22 protein-coding genes are annotated in these 18,152 nt (G+C 48.0%); 9 read left to right on the top strand and 13 right to left on the bottom strand.

Annotated elements, in window-relative coordinates; translation table 11 throughout:
• Position 1: 1 nt before the first annotated feature.
• Both AB8880_01230 and AB8880_01225 read left to right on the top strand, forming a co-directional pair.
• A complete protein-coding gene (locus tag AB8880_01230; GenBank protein XDZ66045.1) occupies positions 2 to 817 on the top strand; it encodes a transglutaminase domain-containing protein in 816 nt (271 codons plus the stop codon).
• A gap of 16 nt (positions 818 to 833) precedes the next feature.
• Positions 834 to 1,571 carry a peptidase gene (locus AB8880_01225; GenBank protein ID XDZ66044.1) on the top strand — a complete coding sequence of 246 codons (738 nt, stop codon included), beginning with the start codon at positions 834 to 836 and terminating at the stop codon, positions 1,569 to 1,571.
• A gap of 99 nt (positions 1,572 to 1,670) precedes the next feature.
• On the opposite strand, the gene AB8880_01220 is transcribed toward AB8880_01225, so the two are convergent.
• Together AB8880_01220 and AB8880_01215 are read right to left on the bottom strand one after the other, a co-directional pair.
• Positions 1,671 to 3,401: an aconitase X gene (locus AB8880_01220; protein XDZ66043.1), complete on the bottom strand. Its 1,731-nt coding sequence runs from the start codon at positions 3,399 to 3,401 to the stop codon at positions 1,671 to 1,673.
• Between the two features lie 42 nt (positions 3,402 to 3,443).
• A complete protein-coding gene (locus AB8880_01215) occupies positions 3,444 to 4,109 on the bottom strand; it encodes a GntR family transcriptional regulator (protein XDZ66042.1) in 666 nt (221 codons plus the stop codon).
• Positions 4,110 to 4,204: 95 nt separating this feature from the next.
• On the opposite strand from AB8880_01215, the gene AB8880_01210 reads away from it, so the two are divergent.
• The 5 genes from AB8880_01210 (at position 4,205) to AB8880_01190 (ending at position 8,119) form a co-directional block, all read left to right on the top strand.
• Positions 4,205 to 5,005, top strand: a complete 801-nt coding sequence (locus tag AB8880_01210) for a transporter substrate-binding domain-containing protein (GenBank protein XDZ66041.1) — start codon at positions 4,205 to 4,207, stop codon at positions 5,003 to 5,005.
• 57 nt (positions 5,006 to 5,062) lie between these two features.
• A complete protein-coding gene (locus tag AB8880_01205) occupies positions 5,063 to 5,725 on the top strand; it encodes an amino acid ABC transporter permease (protein ID XDZ66040.1) in 663 nt (220 codons plus the stop codon).
• 8 nt (positions 5,726 to 5,733) lie between these two features.
• Positions 5,734 to 6,396: an amino acid ABC transporter permease gene (locus AB8880_01200; GenBank protein XDZ67085.1), complete on the top strand. Its 663-nt coding sequence runs from the start codon at positions 5,734 to 5,736 to the stop codon at positions 6,394 to 6,396.
• A complete protein-coding gene (locus AB8880_01195) occupies positions 6,393 to 7,115 on the top strand; it encodes an amino acid ABC transporter ATP-binding protein (GenBank protein ID XDZ66039.1) in 723 nt (240 codons plus the stop codon). Before AB8880_01200 ends, AB8880_01195 begins: the two co-directional genes overlap by 4 nt.
• A gap of 65 nt (positions 7,116 to 7,180) precedes the next feature.
• Positions 7,181 to 8,119, top strand: coding sequence for a dihydrodipicolinate synthase family protein (locus AB8880_01190; GenBank protein ID XDZ66038.1), 939 nt, complete (start codon positions 7,181 to 7,183; stop codon positions 8,117 to 8,119).
• Positions 8,120 to 8,401: 282 nt separating this feature from the next.
• Here AB8880_01190 and AB8880_01185 read toward each other — a convergent pair whose 3' ends face one another.
• From AB8880_01185 to AB8880_01165, 5 genes are all read right to left on the bottom strand, one after another.
• Positions 8,402 to 8,740 (bottom strand): hypothetical protein, encoded by a 339-nt coding sequence (locus AB8880_01185; protein XDZ66037.1) that lies wholly within the window; start codon positions 8,738 to 8,740, stop codon positions 8,402 to 8,404.
• A 319-nt stretch (positions 8,741 to 9,059) separates the two neighbouring features.
• Positions 9,060 to 9,413, bottom strand: a complete 354-nt coding sequence (locus AB8880_01180) for a hypothetical protein (GenBank protein XDZ66036.1) — start codon at positions 9,411 to 9,413, stop codon at positions 9,060 to 9,062.
• A gap of 60 nt (positions 9,414 to 9,473) precedes the next feature.
• Positions 9,474 to 9,902 carry a hypothetical protein gene (locus tag AB8880_01175; GenBank protein ID XDZ66035.1) on the bottom strand — a complete coding sequence of 143 codons (429 nt, stop codon included), beginning with the start codon at positions 9,900 to 9,902 and terminating at the stop codon, positions 9,474 to 9,476.
• A 22-nt stretch (positions 9,903 to 9,924) separates the two neighbouring features.
• Positions 9,925 to 10,218 carry an antibiotic biosynthesis monooxygenase gene (locus AB8880_01170; protein ID XDZ66034.1) on the bottom strand — a complete coding sequence of 98 codons (294 nt, stop codon included), beginning with the start codon at positions 10,216 to 10,218 and terminating at the stop codon, positions 9,925 to 9,927.
• A gap of 10 nt (positions 10,219 to 10,228) precedes the next feature.
• Positions 10,229 to 10,555 (bottom strand): GYD domain-containing protein, encoded by a 327-nt coding sequence (locus AB8880_01165; protein XDZ66033.1) that lies wholly within the window; start codon positions 10,553 to 10,555, stop codon positions 10,229 to 10,231.
• Between the two features lie 166 nt (positions 10,556 to 10,721).
• Between AB8880_01165 and AB8880_01160 the strand changes: the two genes are divergently transcribed.
• A complete protein-coding gene (locus AB8880_01160; GenBank protein ID XDZ66032.1) occupies positions 10,722 to 11,165 on the top strand; it encodes a winged helix-turn-helix transcriptional regulator in 444 nt (147 codons plus the stop codon).
• 94 nt (positions 11,166 to 11,259) lie between these two features.
• Entirely contained in the window at positions 11,260 to 12,411 is a 1,152-nt protein-coding gene (locus AB8880_01155; protein ID XDZ66031.1) for an aromatic ring-hydroxylating dioxygenase subunit alpha, read from the top strand.
• A 31-nt stretch (positions 12,412 to 12,442) separates the two neighbouring features.
• Here the strand turns inward: AB8880_01155 and AB8880_01150 are convergent, their stop codons facing one another.
• From AB8880_01150 to AB8880_01125, 6 genes are all read right to left on the bottom strand, one after another.
• The gene (locus tag AB8880_01150; GenBank protein XDZ66030.1) at positions 12,443 to 13,426 is read right to left on the bottom strand and encodes an MBL fold metallo-hydrolase; all 984 of its coding nucleotides are present in this window, start codon (positions 13,424 to 13,426) and stop codon (positions 12,443 to 12,445) included.
• A gap of 444 nt (positions 13,427 to 13,870) precedes the next feature.
• Complete coding sequence (locus AB8880_01145) at positions 13,871 to 14,515, bottom strand: ABC transporter ATP-binding protein (GenBank protein ID XDZ66029.1); 645 nt, start codon at positions 14,513 to 14,515, stop codon at positions 13,871 to 13,873.
• On the bottom strand, positions 14,515 to 15,267 hold the full coding sequence (locus tag AB8880_01140; protein ID XDZ66028.1) for an ABC transporter ATP-binding protein: 753 nt from the start codon (positions 15,265 to 15,267) through the stop codon (positions 14,515 to 14,517). The genes AB8880_01145 and AB8880_01140 overlap by 1 nt, the downstream gene beginning before the upstream one ends.
• Positions 15,264 to 16,109 (bottom strand): branched-chain amino acid ABC transporter permease, encoded by an 846-nt coding sequence (locus AB8880_01135; protein XDZ66027.1) that lies wholly within the window; start codon positions 16,107 to 16,109, stop codon positions 15,264 to 15,266. Before AB8880_01135 ends, AB8880_01140 begins: the two co-directional genes overlap by 4 nt.
• A 4-nt stretch (positions 16,110 to 16,113) precedes the next feature.
• The gene (locus AB8880_01130) at positions 16,114 to 16,980 is read right to left on the bottom strand and encodes a branched-chain amino acid ABC transporter permease (GenBank protein ID XDZ66026.1); all 867 of its coding nucleotides are present in this window, start codon (positions 16,978 to 16,980) and stop codon (positions 16,114 to 16,116) included.
• A gap of 69 nt (positions 16,981 to 17,049) precedes the next feature.
• Positions 17,050 to 18,069 carry an ABC transporter substrate-binding protein gene (locus AB8880_01125; GenBank protein ID XDZ66025.1) on the bottom strand — a complete coding sequence of 340 codons (1,020 nt, stop codon included), beginning with the start codon at positions 18,067 to 18,069 and terminating at the stop codon, positions 17,050 to 17,052.
• Positions 18,070 to 18,152 lie beyond the last annotated feature (83 nt).

The following is an 18,152-nucleotide window of genomic DNA, read 5'->3' as shown; positions in this document are numbered from 1 at the left end:
CATGATTCATTCAATTAATCATCAAACTGTATTTGACTATGAAACAACTCCTAAATCTGTTGTCCAGCGTTTGCACCTTACACCGCTAGAAAACACCCACCAGCACGTCATTGAGTGGGACGTAACCGTCGAAGGTGGGGAAATAGTGATGGAAACAGTCGATTATCATGGCAACAGGGTTCATCTTTGCAGGAATCATGCTGAAGCCAATAAAATGCAAATTTTGTGTGGTGGACAGATTGATGTCACGGATATGAACGGCATAGTTGGCGTGCATGACAGCCACCTCCCTCTTGACCTTTTCAAGAACCCCACTTCACTCTCAATGCCCGGCCCCCTTCTTCGGCAATTGAGCAAAGAGATGAGAAGCTTGAAGCAGGCCGATCTGAATGGAGACCTTCAGATTCTGCACGAACTATCAGCACGTATATTGGCTAACATTGAATATTCGAAGGGAAAAACTGATATCAATACAACCGCAGAAATGGCCATGGAAATAGGCGCAGGTGTATGTCAGGATCACGTACATGCCTTTACGGCCGTGGCACGCCTGCTTGGTTTCAGCGCACGCTATGTCAGCGGATATTTGATGATGCATGACGACAAGATTCAAGAAGCCAGCCACGCCTGGGCCGAAGTTCATGTCGAAGGACTGGGTTGGGTGGGATTTGATATTTCAAATGGAATCTCGCCTGATGACCGCTACGTGAAACTTGCAACGGGATTTGACTATGCGGATGTAATTCCATTATCGGGTGTCAGATTTGGCAGTGGTGAAGAGCAGATTGCCACGCGAATAATGGTCAGCCAACAATGATTAAGGTCGATTTCAAATGTCATATTGTGTAGCCCTGAAACTGTCGCGCGGACTGGTATTTATGTCGGACACGCTCACCAATGGTGGCCTTGACAACATTTCGCGATACCCGAAGACATTTAGATGGAGTGTGCCCGGAGAAAGGCAAATTTTGCTTACCACCGCCGGCAACTTGGCTACCAGCCAAGCCGTGATCAGTATTTTGTCAGAGCAAACAAAAGTTCGGAGCGAACGGTCGCCGTCCATTTTGGAAGCTCCAACCATGTTCCAGGTTGCGCGCACCGTCAGCCAAGTACTGGCAGAAGTGATCGACACTTCCGCCAGAGGCCAGCAAAAAGCCGAGAATACATTTTCAGCAACCTTTATCCTTGGCGGCCAGATCAAAGGCGGTGATATGCGACTCTATTTGATCTATCCGGAAGGCAACTTTATCGAAGTATCAGATGAAAACCCCTTTTTTCAGATTGGAGAGACCAAATATGGGCGACCAATCCTGGTCAGGGCATTTGACCCGGACATGAGTTTTGAGGATGCCGTTAAACTCCTGATGGTTTCTTTCGACTCAACCATGAAAGCCAACCTGTCTGTCGGCCCGCCACTTGACTTGAGCATTTACGAGATAGACAGTTTTGCTCCAGCCAGAGAGATAAAGATCACCGCCGAAAACTCATATTTTCAAATGGTCTCGAGAGAATGGGGCGAGGCGCTTAAAGAAAGCCTGGCTTCTCTTCCGAAATTTAATTTTGATGCCTGAAATCATCTGAAGTCATCAACTAATTGCCTGCTTGCTGATTTATCAAGATTGAACACCAGGCTTCTCCTGAAATATTGGAAAGCAAGCCGAGACGATATTTTATTTCTCTTCGTTATGTATCAACCAATCTGGTGGCTCATGTGGTGCAAAGCCTGAAATTGCCGCATCAACACATTCCTTGAGCGAACCTAATCGTGAATGACGATTACTCAGGCCGTGAGCGTAGTGTGCATATTTTCCAGAATTCGTCATTAAGCCCTTTGCGTCTCTAGGAAATATAGGTTCGATGATCGAGCACCAGCAAAGGTCTGGTATCAGCGTTACACCTGACCGGTCAAGGATCTCAATGATCCCCTCTTTCTTCGCCATTTCTAGCGTTTTCCTGCCCGTGGTGATGATAAATCTAGTGCCAGTCCGGCATCTGTTACCATTCATGAGAGCTGACAGTTTTCTAATTTCATCAATTGATGAATGCGGGCTACCGATCGCGACCAGATCTATCTTTGACAGCCCCCGATTAAGTTCGCTCCAGGCATCGAGTAAATCTTTATGGGTGATGACCTTAATTGGCATTTTCTCATCATATTGATCATCGGCTTCCGGAGTATGCCCCCTGATATGAAGCATCGGAGCGCCGGATGTTGTGCCAAAAGCAGCACATAAGGCTTTCAAATCATCGGTTGTCGGACACAAGTTTTCGAGCCCTGAAATTAACGGTATTTGATCTGGAGCGTGCTTGCCGGCAATCCATCCCACCAGCGGCCACAGTACTTCATCATCAGCGCTCCACTGACCTGGAACATGTATCTGAATCAATATTTTCGCTTTTCTGCCAGCAATCGAATAAACACCCGTTGCTGGAGCCCGGCCTGTCATCGCAATAAACAGATCAAGATAATCAGGGTGTTTTTGCGTTTGCGCACCGATCACCGTATTTGCATAAATCACGGCGTTGGATTCGGACCATCCAATTTTCTCACCGAATTGTGGCGCATCATCAAGCAGGTATGGGGCACATGTGAATGTGGGTTTCACGCCCATATTCACATATGCATCCGCGAGGCGGCTTGCTTTTTCTCCAAACTCAGTCGATAAACCCGAGCTTTTCCAATTCTCACGATCAACGGAGATGGCATTAATCGTTGTAGGAATATTCACCCTGGCCCCAAGCGTCGCCATCTTTTCGGCAAATATGAGATTTGCCTCATGTGCCAGGATGCACCCATCAATATGGCCTTTATGTACGGTTACCAGTTCATCTGTATTTTCAACAGCAGCCATCAAACAGATAGTTTCCATTGCAGCTTTGGCCGCTGCTCCATGGTCTCCTGAAAGAAATGATTTATCCCGTTCTGTCAAACTCAGATGATCAACATTTACAGGAATTAGATCGATAACTTTGTCTTCAATAATAATCTGCCGCTCAGCAAGTGTCATTGTGGCAGCACTTGCAACATCAAGGTAGTCTTCTTTTGTGAGGTAGATGATCGGTATTTTAACCCCAAAGATACGATCACAGACAATTGCGCCGAGCGTTAATACCTGTTCAGGCTCATTGAAAACGATTGCTGCCGGCCCTGATTCATTCAGGGCGAGCTGCAATAGAACGCCGCTGCCACTGCAGGACCCTCTTGAGGTTGGCATCAACAGGCATTTTCCTGAAATACAGTCGCCATGGTTTGGGTGATGCGCATCGATAATGACGCCTGATTGCGGGTCCACCCCTCCCCAGAAGCTTAAACCCTCTGGACATACCAGAGTGTTTCCGACTGCCGAACCTTCTACAATCAATCTGTTTGAGGTTGCCGGATGGCTCTTATTTTTGTTCATCCTGAAAAAACTCTTGATGGATAAAGACGTTGCCCGTCACATTTATTTTGGCAAGGTTGGAAATGATTCGAGTAAGGATGCTTTGGCACCTAAAATATGTTTGCGAAGAAGTTCAGCCGCCAAATCTCCGTCGCCCTGCAGGCAAGCGTCTAATATTGCCTGATGCTCGTATCGTGCCCTTTCCATGCCATCACTGACAACAAGTTGTGCCCTTATATAACGATCAACTCTATCCATTGCATTAACGGCAACTTCTTTAGTGAATGATTGGGTGCTATCGGCATACAGCGTGTTGTGGAAGGTCCGGTTCAACCCTCCCCAAGACAGAGGATCGGTTGAGTTAGAGAAGTCATTGCAGTGAATGATGGCCTGCTGCTTGGTCTCTTCAGACATTTTGGGAACTGCCTGACGAAGTATTTCAGGTTCCAGGAGAGCACGAAGATCAAAGATTTCCGATGCCTCATCGGCCGAGAGTCCCAGGACTACAGAGCCTTTGAATCTTTGTGTTTTAATCAAGCCCTGCTCTTCCAGTCTTGATAGAGCTTCGCGAACCGGGATTCTACTTGTTTGAAATGAACGTGCTAATTCATCTTGGCGTAGAGGGGTGCCAACGGGGAGATCCCCACCGATGATGGCCTTGCGGAGCGCAGAAAAAATTATCATCGATGCGGAATCTGTCTGGGAGATATCTACGAAATCTATTTTCAATTCAGGCCTCAAAATAGCCGCTTGTCTATTGGATACAATATGCGATATTAGTATATGTTGCAATAATGCTTATGATAACTAGGGTGGATAATAGCATGATTAAAAAAATTATAAGTATGGCGGCAATAACAATGCTCGTTGCAGGGACTTCAGTGGCTGATACGCTAGATGATGTTATTGATCGTGGTAAGCTGAGATGTGGGGTCGTTCTCGACTTTCCTCCAATCGGATACAGGGATTCAAACAATCAGCCTGCAGGCTTTGATGTCGAATATTGCAAGGACATGGCGGCAGCTTTGGAAGTCGAGCTTGAATTGCTGGAACTGACATGGGCAGATCGCTTGCCTGTTATTGTTACAGGTCGCGCGGATGTCGTATTCGGCGCAACTTCTGACAGTCTGGCCCGCGCTAAAACAGTTGGTTTCTCTATCCCTTATGCCATCTATTACGCTCAAGGCATCGTTAACTCGAAAAGTGGCATCAAAACATTTGATGATATCCGCGGCAAACGAGTTGCGGCCGCAGTTGGAACTGTTCCTGAACAGGAGTGGTTGAAGATAGCCAAAGAGTGGGGTGAGGAAAACCTGTACCAAGGATATCAAAGCGAAAACGAGGTGTTTTTGGCCGTCGCTCAAGGTAAGGCTGATATCGGGATAACGACAAATACTGCTGTCAAGCCGGTGTCTGATCAATACGAAACCGTAGAGCCTGGCCCGCGTATGCCATGGACAACTGACTACACTTCAGTGGTGGGCAAGCGACAAGATGTAAGTTGGCTGAACTATCTCAATCTTTTCGTAACGCACCAGGTACGTTCTGGCCGATATCAGGAATTATGGGGTAAGTTTGTGGGTGGTGAAGCTCCCGAACTTCGAATTCCTAACGTCATGTACTAGAAATGGAGTGCCCGACCGGTTCTGCCCTTATCCCGTAGAGCACCGGTCGGGCTTTTTATGTTCGATTATAATTTTCACTGGCGACCCGTTTTAAAGAGTCTGCCCGATCTTCTCGAGGCTGGTCTCACAACCCTTCAAGTTGCCTCTCTAGCGATGCTACTGGGCATTCTAATTGGCTTATGTCTCGCGGTTGGTCGTTTAAAGGGGAATGGGCTTTGGTACTGGCTCTCGACCATATGGATCGAGTTGGCAAGAAATACACCTGCGCTTTTTCAGCTCTTTTTCTTTGGTTTTGGTTTAGGGGCCCTCGGTATTCATTTCTCACCTTATATGATAGTCCTAGCCGGTTTGTCGTTTAACACAGCAGGATATCTCGGTGAGAATTTCAGAGGGGGATTCCAGGCAATTCCTGATACCCAACTAAAAGCTGCAAGAAGTCTGGGTATGAACCTTTGGCAGGCTTATACGAGAATATTGGTCCCTCAAGTATTTCGCATCGTTTATTACCCTATGACAAACCAATTTGTTTGGGTTGTCCTCATGTCTTCGTTGGGCATGCTGGTTGGATATAGAGAATTAACTGGTGAAACCCAGTTTTTCGCGAGCAAAACCTACAGGATCTTTGAATATTTCGCGGTGACAGCAGTCATTTATTATCTCATGGTTAAAATTATCCTGGGGTTATCGAAACTGTTTGCATCCAGGTATTTTCGCTATTAGGCCGGATGATGGAACCAACCGTTAAAGTATTTAGCAGCTTTACTCTTCAGGACCTTTCCTTTTTAGGGGAGGCTGCCTTGAGAACTCTCTGGATTTCGTTTCTGTCAATATCCATTGGCTCGTTTATCGGAGGCATTTTTGGTTGGATATTGCACGAGACACGAATGTGGGGAGGTGTTTTCATCAATCCGGTGCTGGATGTGTTTCGTTCCGTTCCGCTGATTGTGCAGCTTGTACTATTTTACAATTTCGCGCCGATTATCGGGCTTAACCTGGATGCATTTGAATCCGGTCTCGTTGTCCTCACCCTTTATACGGCTGCATTGGTAGCCAACGTGGCACGTGGCGGTATCGAGGCGGTGGGCAAACCTATGCGCATGGCATCTCGTTCGCTTGGGATGAACTATTGGCAGGATATGCGGTATGTTGTTTTCCCAATTGGTGTAAGGGCAGTCTTTCCCTCCTGGGTGGGTGTCGCCCTGGGCGTCATGAAGGACAGCGCTCTGGTATCGGTATTGGGGTATGTCGAGTTGGTGAAGGCAAGTCAGGTACTGATTACACGCACCCAGGAACCGTTGTTGATAATACTGGTGGTGGGAGCATTTTACTTTGCCCTTTCATACCCTGTGTCTAGATACGCTGCAAAAATTGAGAAAAGGTGGTCGTCATGATCAAGATAGCGGGGCTTCAAAAATTTTTCGATGATCTTCACGTCTTAAGAGGTATTGACCTTGAAGTGCAGAAGGGTGAGGTACTTTCGGTCATTGGCGCCTCAGGATCAGGCAAGTCAACGCTTCTATATTGCATAAACGGTTTGGAGCCCATTCAAGGAGGCCAGATCCATGTCGATGGTATAGAAGTTCATTCGAAATCGACTGATCTGAACCAATTGAGACAACGTCTTGGTATGGTTTTCCAACAATGGAACAGCTTCCCTCATCTGACCGCGTTAGAAAATGTGGCGCTTGCCCCACGGATCGTTAAAAAACTCTCTAAGGGTGAGGCTCTTGATATAGCTGCAAAGCAGTTGGAACATGTGGGACTTGGCGACAAGTTAAATGTTTTTCCCAGTGTTTTATCAGGAGGCCAGCAGCAGCGTCTGGCCATTGCGAGAGCCTTGGCGATGGATCCGCAGTATATGCTGTTTGATGAAGCTACATCCGCGCTCGACCCTGAATTGGTAGGAGAAGTGCTTGATACGATGCGCGTGCTCGCCGAAGAAGGCATGACAATGATTTGTGTTACGCATGAAATGGGTTTCGCGCGGGATGTATCTGATCGAGTGGCGTATTTCCATGAAGGTGCTGTAGAGGAAATGGGGTCACCTGAGCAAATTTTTGGTGATCCGCAGTCTGAAAATACCCGCAAGTTTCTGGCAAAAGTGCGTTGACATGGTGAGCAAGACTTTTATTTCCTGATGCCAAAACAAAAGTCGATCTAATGAAGGTGAACATAATGCAAAACAATATTTTTTCAGGATGCGTGCCAGCTTTGATGACACCATGCAATGACCAAAGAAAGCCGAATTATGGTGCTTTGGTTGAGAAGGGTTTAGAGTTAATTGATCATGGCATGTCGGCCGTCGTCTATTGCGGGTCCATGGGGGATTGGCCTTTGCTAAGCGACGCCGAGAGAATGGAAGGAGTAGCCAGGCTGGTCGAAGCAGGTATCCCGGTGATAGTAGGAACGGGCGCAGTAAACACCAGCTCTGCTGTGGCCCACGCGAGACACGCCCAAAAGGTAAAGGCTCAGGGGCTTATGGTAATTCCGCGCGTGCTATCCAGAGGCAATTCCCTAGACGCTCAAAGACATCACTTCAAGGAAATCCTGGATGCCGCACCGGACTTGCCTGCCGTCATCTATAACAGTCCATATTATGGATTTGCCACACGTGCAGATTTATTCTTTGCCTTGCGCGCAGATCATCCGAATTTGATGGGATTCAAAGAATTTGGCGGGTTTGATGATTTGCGCTATGCGTCAGAATACATTACCTCCCAAGACCCGGATATGTCTCTGATGATAGGGGTTGATACCGCCGTTTATCATGGATTTGTAAACTGTGGAGCCCGAGGCGTGATAACGGGCATCGGGAACGTCCTGCCCAAGGAGGTATTGCTGTTGGTTGAGCTCAGCCAGAAAGCCGCCAGGGGTGATGCTATTGCGCGCCGCCGCGCTAAGGAACTTGATGACGCTATGGCTGTATTAGCGAGTTTCGATGAAGGGGTGGATCTTGTTCTTTATTACAAGCATTTGATGGTCGTATCAGGCGATGAGAATTATTCATTACACTTCAATGAGACCGATCAATTGACAGATGCCCAAAGAAATTATGCTGAAGCGCAGTATCATCTCTTCAGACGCTGGTTTGATAATTGGGTGAAGGAAGAGTAGTTCGTTCTCACTGATTTTCTTCTGAGCCCCCTTCCCCTTACAGGAGAAGTGCAACACACCCAGCAACAAAACAACCGAAAGGTTTTTTTGAAACGTGATTTGAAGTCAGAGGGAAGATTACGCGTGAAGTAACAGATGCTATTCAATTGGAAATTGACTTGAGTCCCGCCGGAATCACCACCCCTATGCATGCCGGATGGGGAAGGTCAGGCGATTACTCATGAGAAATTACTTATGAGAAATCGTGAATTCTTACATTCCTTTAGCAACAGAATTTCCTGTTTATATTCCAGGTGAAAGCAAATCGCCGGCAATGTGCTCATCTCCCATGATGTCGGGATTGCCCGCCGGCTGGTCGAGGAAAAATCCGAATTCTCCCATCGCCAGCGAAAAAGCCGCAAAAGTCACTTGAAGCGCCTCGCCGCTGGCCGCACTGAAAGTCTTGAGACGAGCGATCTGCACCTTGAAACCAGCCTTGCCTTCAAGGATTTCAACAGCCAGATCGCCACCATCGCCTACCCCATTCTCTCGCGTGAAGGCCAATTGCTTGACAGCCGGCTGGTTGAAAAGGGTGGGAAATAAATTAGCATCCTTATGAGCTTGTTTGATCAGCCAATACAATTAAAGCCTATGCTTTACCCAAGGTTTTCTTGGTTCAATTGAATGTCTTTGCAGTCGCAGGAAAGCCTGCTTGCGAGATTGCGCCTGATATCTGCTTCCTCTTTTGCAAATATCCGCCATCATCAGCCCTTCCCGTGTGGCAAGGGTGTGGCAGACCCGATTGGGCCTTGTATCAGAATGGCTGAAAATGAAGGAAATCGAACAATTAATAGAAGAGCATATTCAAAAATTCACCAAACCCAGTCGCCGAAGACAGTGACATTCAGCGGTGAAAAAATACTGATATATACAACATGAGAGATACCGAAAAGTTGTCGCGCTAGTCTTCCGAGGCAAGGGCAATCGAGGCGAGTTTGATGATATAGCCATATAATATTGTCAGCATCGAAACAGCAAGCGCCGGCCCCATCTTTTCAAGATTGCCCCAAATCTCATACCGGTTCCCGGCAATCGCCACCAGCCCGACCAGCGTGCCGAGCCAGCCGAAAAACACGGCACCTTCCCCAAAGTCTTTGATGCGGGTATCTGATGTGTTTTTCATCAGGGCATAGCCAATAGCACCACCAAGCACGAAAAGAAAGCTCAGGATATCAAGATACAAATCGATCCCGACCACGGTTGTCGCCCCGAAAATGGTTGCAAGGCAAATAGCCAACCCCAACACCTTTATCATTTCACTGCTCCGGGAAATACTATCTGTTTCAATTCAATCACGACAAAACTGAACGGCCCTTTAGCCAGTGGTTACCACCGCAATCCCAATCAGCACGATGGCAAGAGATGTTCTAGCGATATAGGGGATGGTGTTCATGATTTTCGGATTGGGTGGTGTGCCCTTTTTCGCGCTATCGGCCAGGTGGTAGTTCAGAAAAGCAATAACCGCCAGCAATACAGATGCGCCAAGAAGTTTGAGATGGAACGCCCAACCCAAATCAAAGCTGCCGTAAATATGTTTGGTGAGACCTATGCCGGTGAGCCACAAGATAACCAGCGCAAGCAATCCAAGGCGCGCCAGTTTCATCATGGTTTGCTGAACCGGAGGCGCGGGCGGCATCTGCGCTTGCTGATGCGCCTTTACCAGCATCGCGTTTGCCACACCCAAGCCGCCTGCGAGAAACAGCGACAGATAATGAAAAAACTTAAGGGCGATAACCCAGGACATTACGCTCCCACCTTTTCAATATTCAGCCTTCAAACACAACCGTACCCGAAACGGGGTCGGTCACCCCCAATTCGGGGGAAATCTCTTCCAGCAGATCGCGTGCCGTATCAAGCAAGGCAATCATACCTTCGCGGGCAGCAATCATCGCCTCTTCACTTTCCCACAAACCATAAGCCACATAGGTGTTGGTCCCTGTTTTTGCCAGAATATGAAGTAATCTGCCTTCCCATTTCGGCACTTTCCTGAAGCGATGTTCAAATTCCTCTTGCTGCCCGTCTTTGACAATGAATCTGACAACATTCGTGTGCTTGGGCATGCTGAACTCCTCACTCTTCACCGGGGACTTTATATACCGACTTAACCGCATTGATGGCTTTGAGTCCTTTATCAAGGTCAAACTCAGGGAACATCATCATGTCTTCCCAAACGCCAGATGCCATGACTGATTTCAACAGCCCGCTCGCGGTTTCAATATCTGGCAGCTCCATGATTGCCGCCATATCCCAGTCACCCTGCAAATACATGACATCCGTCAATTTTCCACCTGCAGCACTTGCAATGGCACTTGCCGCCTCTTTTCTTTTGGCAAAACTGCTTCCCTCAAGACCCGCGTAGCCTTGCTCGTTATACATTCCTATATATAGAACCTTCATTTTCCCCTCCCTTTGTCAGGCCAATAAAAATGGCTGAGAACATGATTATCATGAAATTGGTATATTAAGCTTTTCTTATAAACCCCTTTATTACCCAATCTAAAACTATACCGGTTTCATTTCAGATATGGTTTTGAAGCCGGCAATTCCTGTGGTAGGTTCAATTATGAACGATATGAAAAAGAACATCATATTAGACCGCGGCGATGTGAGGTGCCCTATAGCTGCGGCTTCAGCCGTTCTGACGGACCAATGGTCCGTGATTGTTCTTCGGGATATTGCTTTCTTCGGGCGCCGGACATTCCGTGACATCATTTCAACCAATAATGAAAAGATACCGTCATCAACCTTGGCAAAGCGTCTAAAGCGTCTGGTGGATGTGGGCCTCCTCCGTTTTGAAGGTGACGAGACACATTCCCAGCGAAAAATATATTGCCTCACTCAAGCAGGAATTGACCTTGTGCCGATTATTATCGGCATGGCTGTCTGGTCAACCAAACATCATATTTTTGATGCGCACACTATCGAATTTCTTAAGCCACTTCAGGAAAAGAATAATCCAGCTTTGGATGAGTTTATAAAGAAGTTAGGAACAGAACATTTAGATTAAGGTATTTACCACTGTTGGCTGTTAAAGATGTATTGAACCTCATGGCTATGCTAAGATTTTAAGAGTTTCATTTAAAACCAGCAAGTTACTATCAATGAAACATGAACCTTCACTTTCCGAAATAGTTGAAAAAATTAAGGCTAACGCTGCTCTCCCAGATGAACTTGCAGAGGGCACGCCACCTGCCGCCTACATATCTGCGGAACTTCTGGAGCTAGAGCTTGACCTGATTTTTTCAAAAGAGTGGCTTTGCGTTGGCAGAGAGGATGAATTCTCCCGCCCCGGTGATTACAAAACCATGGTGATTGGACGTGACCCGGTTATCATTCTGCGCGACAAAGATGGAAGACTTCGGGCAATGTCTAATGTCTGCCGACATCGGATGGCAACATTGCTTGAGGGTGCTGGCCATCTCAAAGCTGGTATCAGCTGTCCTTATCACGCATGGACATACAATCTTGAAGGCCAGCTCGTTGGCGCAAGCCATATGCGGAATAACTTCCATAAGAATACAGTGTGCCTGCCTCAATTTGCTTTGGAAGTCTGGAATGGATGGGTTTATGTCAATCTAGATGCCGATGCTTCTCCACTAAACCCAAGGCTGGAGACGCTTGCCACACGATATCAGAATTACCGAATGGGTGAATATCAAACCTTGTTCAGGGCAGAGGAAATCTGGGATACGAACTGGAAGATTCTGGCTCAGAATTTCATGGAGGGTTATCATCTTTTTGTGGCCCACTCGAAAACCATCGAGCCTGCCATGCCTACCGAACTTGCCAATGCATTACATGGCGGAGAAGCCTACAGCCTTTACGAACAGGGCCGTATTCCGGGCAAGTCATATGAGCGGACAACACATACCCCAATCAAGAATATGAAACTCGCTGAAGAGGAAAAAAACAAGGCCGTGCTTTTCTCTGTTTTTCCCAGTCATGTTGTATCAGTGGTTGCTGAAAGAACGTTCTGGTTGTCGCTTCAACCCCATGGGGTCGGTCAGGTCAAAGTCCTTTGGGGTGTGGATATTTTCCCGGGCTCTGTTCCGGACGGTATCAGCAAAGACGAATACGCAAAAGAACTTAAAGCAGGATTTGATGCCATTAATGATGAAGACAAACCCATAGTCAGTAAGATTTTCGAAAACGCAAAAGCATCTGCCGCAATCCCGGGCAGGCTTTCCCCGAAAGAACGCACCATATGGTATTTTCAACGTTATCTTGCTCAGAAGTTAACGATGGCCGGATAGCCATCATACTGCCAAAAGCATAATGAATTTTTTATTTTGATAACGGGGTTCCCCAAGTTTCACCATGGGTGAGGACTCGGAACACGTGTTCAGAAATGCCCTCCTTCTTGAGCGCCGCCTTAAGCCTGACTGGAGGCTCATCCATTTTCTCCAGCGTCAGTTTGAATGTACCCCAGTGAATGCCAAATGCGTATTTCGCCCCCAAATCCTTGAACGCCTTGACCGCCTCTTCAGGGTTCAGATGCGCCGATTTCATAAAATCTCTCGGCTCATATGCGCCTATGGGTATAGCCGCCAAGGTTGGGCTTCCGAGTCTTTGGGCCGTTTTCCGGAAGTCATCCGAATAGCCTGTGTCTCCGGCAAAATAAAAGGAGAAGTCATCCCAGCGCAACATCCATCCCGACCAAAGAGTTTTGTTGCGGTCAAAAAATGACCGCTTGGACCAATGCTGAACAGGAGTGGGTTGTATTTCCACTCCGGAAATTGTTACAGATTGCCACCAATCCAATTCTTCAACATCCCGCGCGCCCCAATCTCTTAGTAGCGAAGCGAGGCCAAGAGGAACCAGAAATTTTAAATCTGGTTGAAGTTGCGCTAACTGCCGGATGCTTTCCTCATCAAGGTGGTCGTAATGATTATGGCTTATTAAGACGACATCAATCCTTGGTAAATCAGCTATATTGAAGGGAATTGAGGTTGCACGCTTCGGGCCCCAGAAGGTAAAGGGTGAAGCCCTCCCTGAGAACTGGGGGTCTGTCAAAACCGTGGTGCCTTGATGGTTCAGCATAACGGTAGAATGCCCCACCCAAATCATGTTTTCAGCAAAATCAGCCAGAGTTTCCTTGGATGAGAGCATCAGGGGGAAACCTTTCTCTTCCCATTCGTCGTCTTCACGACTGAAAAACTTCGATGCGAGGCCAACAAGGTCAGTGAGGCTTTTATCGTGCCTATCGCCACCAGGATGCTCGAAGCGGCCGGTGGAGGAATTAAAGTTTTCAGATTTGGAATAATCCATCGAAGCAGAACACCCCAAGAGGAAAATGCTGAACGGCAGAATAATTATATATCGTAAAGTCATTTAAGAAATATGTTCACTGTTGATTGTTTTCTTTATCTACAAGCATCAAGCTAAGTCACTGATGGACATTATCAATTAGGATTATTAATCGGAGATGGGTTTCTCAGGCCATCAATGTAATCAATATCCTGGATTAAATAACTATAGAATACTTGTTGGGGGCAGGGTTTTCCCGAAGACCCCACAATTATTCTTTAGATTTAACTTGCTGAAATGCTGCGCAAACTGCAGTGCTTCTGCCTTGACTTTAAGAGTTCATATAGAATGACGAAATGTTTTGTCGGGCATTTAGAGACCAATTTTTTCGGATATTGAAACTGCCCCATATTCATACCGAGCAGGTCAGATATGATATAGAAAGGCACCAGGCAATCTGTCCGGTCACCCTCGGCTCATATAACCTGACTCAAGGCTGATGTATTGGTCGCAAAAGGCGATAGCGGCATCGCTGTTTTGGTCAACCAGAATAACCGCAATTCCCGTTTCCACCAGCTTTCCCAGTGCAACATAACACTCATCAACAACTTTTGGCATCAAGCCAAGCGAAAGTTCGTCAACGAGTAAAAGCCGAGGCCGCGACATCATTGCCCGGCCGAATGCCAACATTTGCTGTTCTCCGCCTGACAGTGAACCTGCAAGCTGGCCTTGTCGATCCGCAAGTCGAGGAAAGACATCATAAACCGAAGCCAGACTCTCACCCTCATCGGTTCTTGGTCGTGAATACCCCCCGACAATGAGATTTTCCAGAACGCTGAGATCCGGGAAAATTCTTCGCCCCTCGGGGACAAGGCCAATACCACGTTGGCACCGTCGGTTTGGCGCAATATGGGTGATGGTTTCTCCATCAAATGTAATAGAACCAGATTTAGGTTTCACATGCCCTGCAAGTGACATGATAAATGTTGTTTTACCGGCACCATTCGGGCCAACAAGAGCAAGGGTACCGCCATTGGCAACCGTCAGGTCCATTTGGTGAATGGCGATAATATCACCATAACCGCAAACTAGATCCGTTACCTGCAACATCACATATCCTTCCCAAGATAGGCTTGCCGCACCTCAGGCATTGCCATCACTTCTTCGGGTGATCCCAAGGCGAGGCCTTTACCATTCGCCTGAACATAGAGCTTGGGGCACACCCGCATAACTTCCGGAAGATTATGTTCAATCAAGATGACGCTGAGACCCGGTCGTGGTAGTTGGGCGATCAAATCAGCCATATTTCTGGCTTCGGGCTTGCTGAGTCCGGCCAGCGGCTCATCCAGTAGCAGCAGTTCGGGGCGCAAAGCCAGTGCCCTGGCTACTTCAAGGCGCTTGAGAAAACCGAGAGGAACCTCATTGGGATTTTTATGCATTTCGTCAGCAAGGCCAACGCTATTTAGAATGTCGGCGGCAGTTTCACGTTCGGCAATTCGCGATTTTTTGAACAACGCGTGCATCGGGGATAGCAGTTTTTGTCCCCCGACCGCCAATGCCACATTGTCAAGAAGCGACATCTGGCGCAGGGGTTTAACTATCTGCTGACCCAGAGCAATCCCAGCATGGATACGTTCTACTGTTGGAAGATCTGTAATATCTTCAGCATTGAGATAAACTCTCCCTGATTTTGGCCGGATCAAGCCCATGATTACCCGCATCAATGTCGTTTTGCCGGCTCCATTCGGCCCGATAAAGCCCAACAGTTGATTGTCATCAATTTTCAACGTGACCTTATCCAGCGCACAAAGTCCACCGAAGGAAACCGTCACATCAAGGATGGAAAGCCGAGCCTTGCTCATCGCCCTGACCTCCGATGAAACAGGCGCTTGAGCAGACCGTCCACACCATCAGGAGCAAACCGCATCGCCCCAAAGAGAAGCAGGCCATAGACGAGAAGCTTGTAATCATCAATGATTTGGAAAAATTGCGGGAGAGCTGAAAGCACAGCGGCAGCCAGTATCACACCCCAAATTGAGCCAATCCCTCCAACAATAACCATCGCAAGCACCGAAATCGATTCCACAAAACCAAAGCTGTCCGGGCCAATAAATCGGACCTGGTGGGCATATAGGGCCCCTGCCAGCCCTGCTCCAGCCGTTCCCACGACAAAGGCAAACAATTTGAACCTTGGAACATTGACACCAAGCAAGCGCGCCGTATCTTCATCCTCTGCTATGGAATCAAAAGCAAATCCGGCCCATGACTTGCGAATATGGATGGTAAACCACAGATATATCGCAACACAGGCCAAGGCTGTAACAAGCAACCCCGGTCGCCCGAAGGCAGGTGCTGGAATACCGGAAATACCAATTTCCCCCCCCAGGAAATCCTGTTTTCGGACAATACCGGTGAACAGAAAGACGACCCCCATTGTTGTGATTGCCAAAAAATCATGGCGCACCCGCAGTGATGCCATACCGACAATCAGCCCGACAAGAGCCGCCATTGCCATAGACGGCAGGAAGGAAACAACAAGCGGGACGCCTGCCTTGGTCAAGATGGCGCTGGTATAGGCACCTATACCAAGAAAGGCAGCGTGCCCCAAACTTACCTGACCACAGAAACCGGTTATTACATTCAATGATAAAGCGAACAGGATGCCGATCGCCATGTTTGTCAAAACAACAATCTCGTAATCCACCGCTCTACTCCCGCGTCAACAGGCCCTGCGGGCGAAGCATCAGAACAAGGATCAGAAAGGCAAAGGCGATTGAGTCACGATCGAGAAAGTTGCCTATATATATAGTTCCGTAAGCTTCGATTACGCCCAGAGCCAGAGAAGCCAGCAAGGCACCTCTTACACTTCCAAGCCCCCCAAGCACGATAATTGCAAGTGCTTTATATGATGGCACAGCACCCATTGTCGGCTCGACCAGATTATTCAGCAAAGAGACCAATACCCCGGCCGCTCCGGCAAAAGCCGAGCCGATAAAAAAAGTGGCATAACGGATGGTTTCGACATTCACGCCGCTGCTGGCGGCCATCCTCGGATCTCCAACTGCAGCCCGGGCTGCAATACCAAGCCTGGTTTTAAGCGCGAGCCACCCGACGAGTGTGAGCAGGCCAATCGCCAGGATCACAACAAGAATGCGGGCATAGCTAAGATATATACCTGACAGGATTTCAATCTGCCCTTGAAGCGGCGGTTTCAAATAAGAGAGACCATAAGCCCCAAAGATGATGCGAAACAATTCCTCTGAAGCGATAAACACCCCTATGGATGCAATTAGCGCGATCAACGGTGTGCGATCCAGGAGTGGCCGGTAGATCACCCGGTAGCTTGCCATGCCGACAAGCCCCACCAAAAACATCGCCAGGATCAGGGCAGAAAGGAAACTACCGCTGTCATTTGTCACAATGACGCCGATATATCCGCCCAGGGTAAACAGGGCAGCATGGGCTACATGCAGGATACGCAAGAGACCGTAAACCAAGGTCAACCCAAGTGCTACAAGTGCGTAAATTGCACCTTGAATCAGACCTTGTATCAATAAATCGAAATAAAGCATCATTGATCAAGATATAGGCAAGCCCCTTTTTAAGGGACTTGCCAGTAAATTTGTTTGGCGATCAAGTCTGGATCACTTGCTTGGCGGAGCAAGCAGAACTGCATCGCTGATTACAGAATGGTGATGCCAGTTCCCGTCTTTTACAATCTGAACCTGCACATCCTTTTTCACCTCACCCAATGCGTTGAAGGAAATCTGACCGGTGGAGGCTTTCAGGTTTGTGTCGGCAATGGCATCACGCAAAGCCGCCCCGCCCTTTCCACCTGACCGTTTCAGCGCATCAGCCAGAACAAGGATTGCCGTGTGGCCAGAAGCTGCAACCATATCAGCCGGGTATCCAGCCTTCGCCGCAAAACCGCTGATAAAGTCTTTGGTTTCGGCTTCGGTTGAATCCCGATCAAGTGATGTGGTGATCATTACCCCTTCCGAGGCAGCGCCAGCAATTTCTATGAATTTCTGACTGTCGTAGCCCTCTTGACCAATCACTGGCTGGGAAAGACCGGCGGCGCGCATCTGGCTTACCATCGGGCCGGCGGTAAAGAAATACCCGGAGGCATAAATCGCATCAGGGTTATCGGCTTTCAGTTTGGAAATAATAGGCCCAAACTCACGATCCTTAATGCTGTATTCATATTCAGCAATGATCTCAATTCCAAAATTTCCTGCCTGTTCGCGGAAACCGGCGGCAAGGGATTTCCCGAAATCATTATTGATCGTGACCATCGCAACCCGCTTTTTGCCAAGCGTATCGCCAATCAGCTTGGCGCCTGCACGGCCTTGCACCTCACCCATGAATGAGGTGCGGAACACGTAATCACCAGCCCGCGTAATGTCAGGATGAATAGCATAGGCCGAAATGTAGGGAACCTTGCTTTCGGCAAAGATCGTTGCTGCGGCACGCGTAGATCCGGAATAGCTTCCTGATACGCCTGCAACAACATTATCTTGGGTGATCATCTTCACGGAGAGCGGTGCCGCTTCCTTAGGGCTGGCCTGATCATCATAAACAACCAGTTCAATTTTGCTGCCATTCACGCCACCTGAATTATTGATCTGCTCAACGGCGAGTTCAGCACCATGCAGCGCGGACATGCCATCGGCTGCAGCAAAACCAGTAAGCGGGACATTGAACCCAATTTTGATATTATCGGCCGACGCAGCAGTGATTAATCCCC

Source organism: Alphaproteobacteria bacterium LSUCC0684 (assembly GCA_041228335.1).
In the GTDB taxonomy this organism is placed as follows: Bacteria; Pseudomonadota; Alphaproteobacteria; order Puniceispirillales; family UBA1172.
This window is presented reverse-complemented; position numbering and strand designations above follow the sequence as displayed.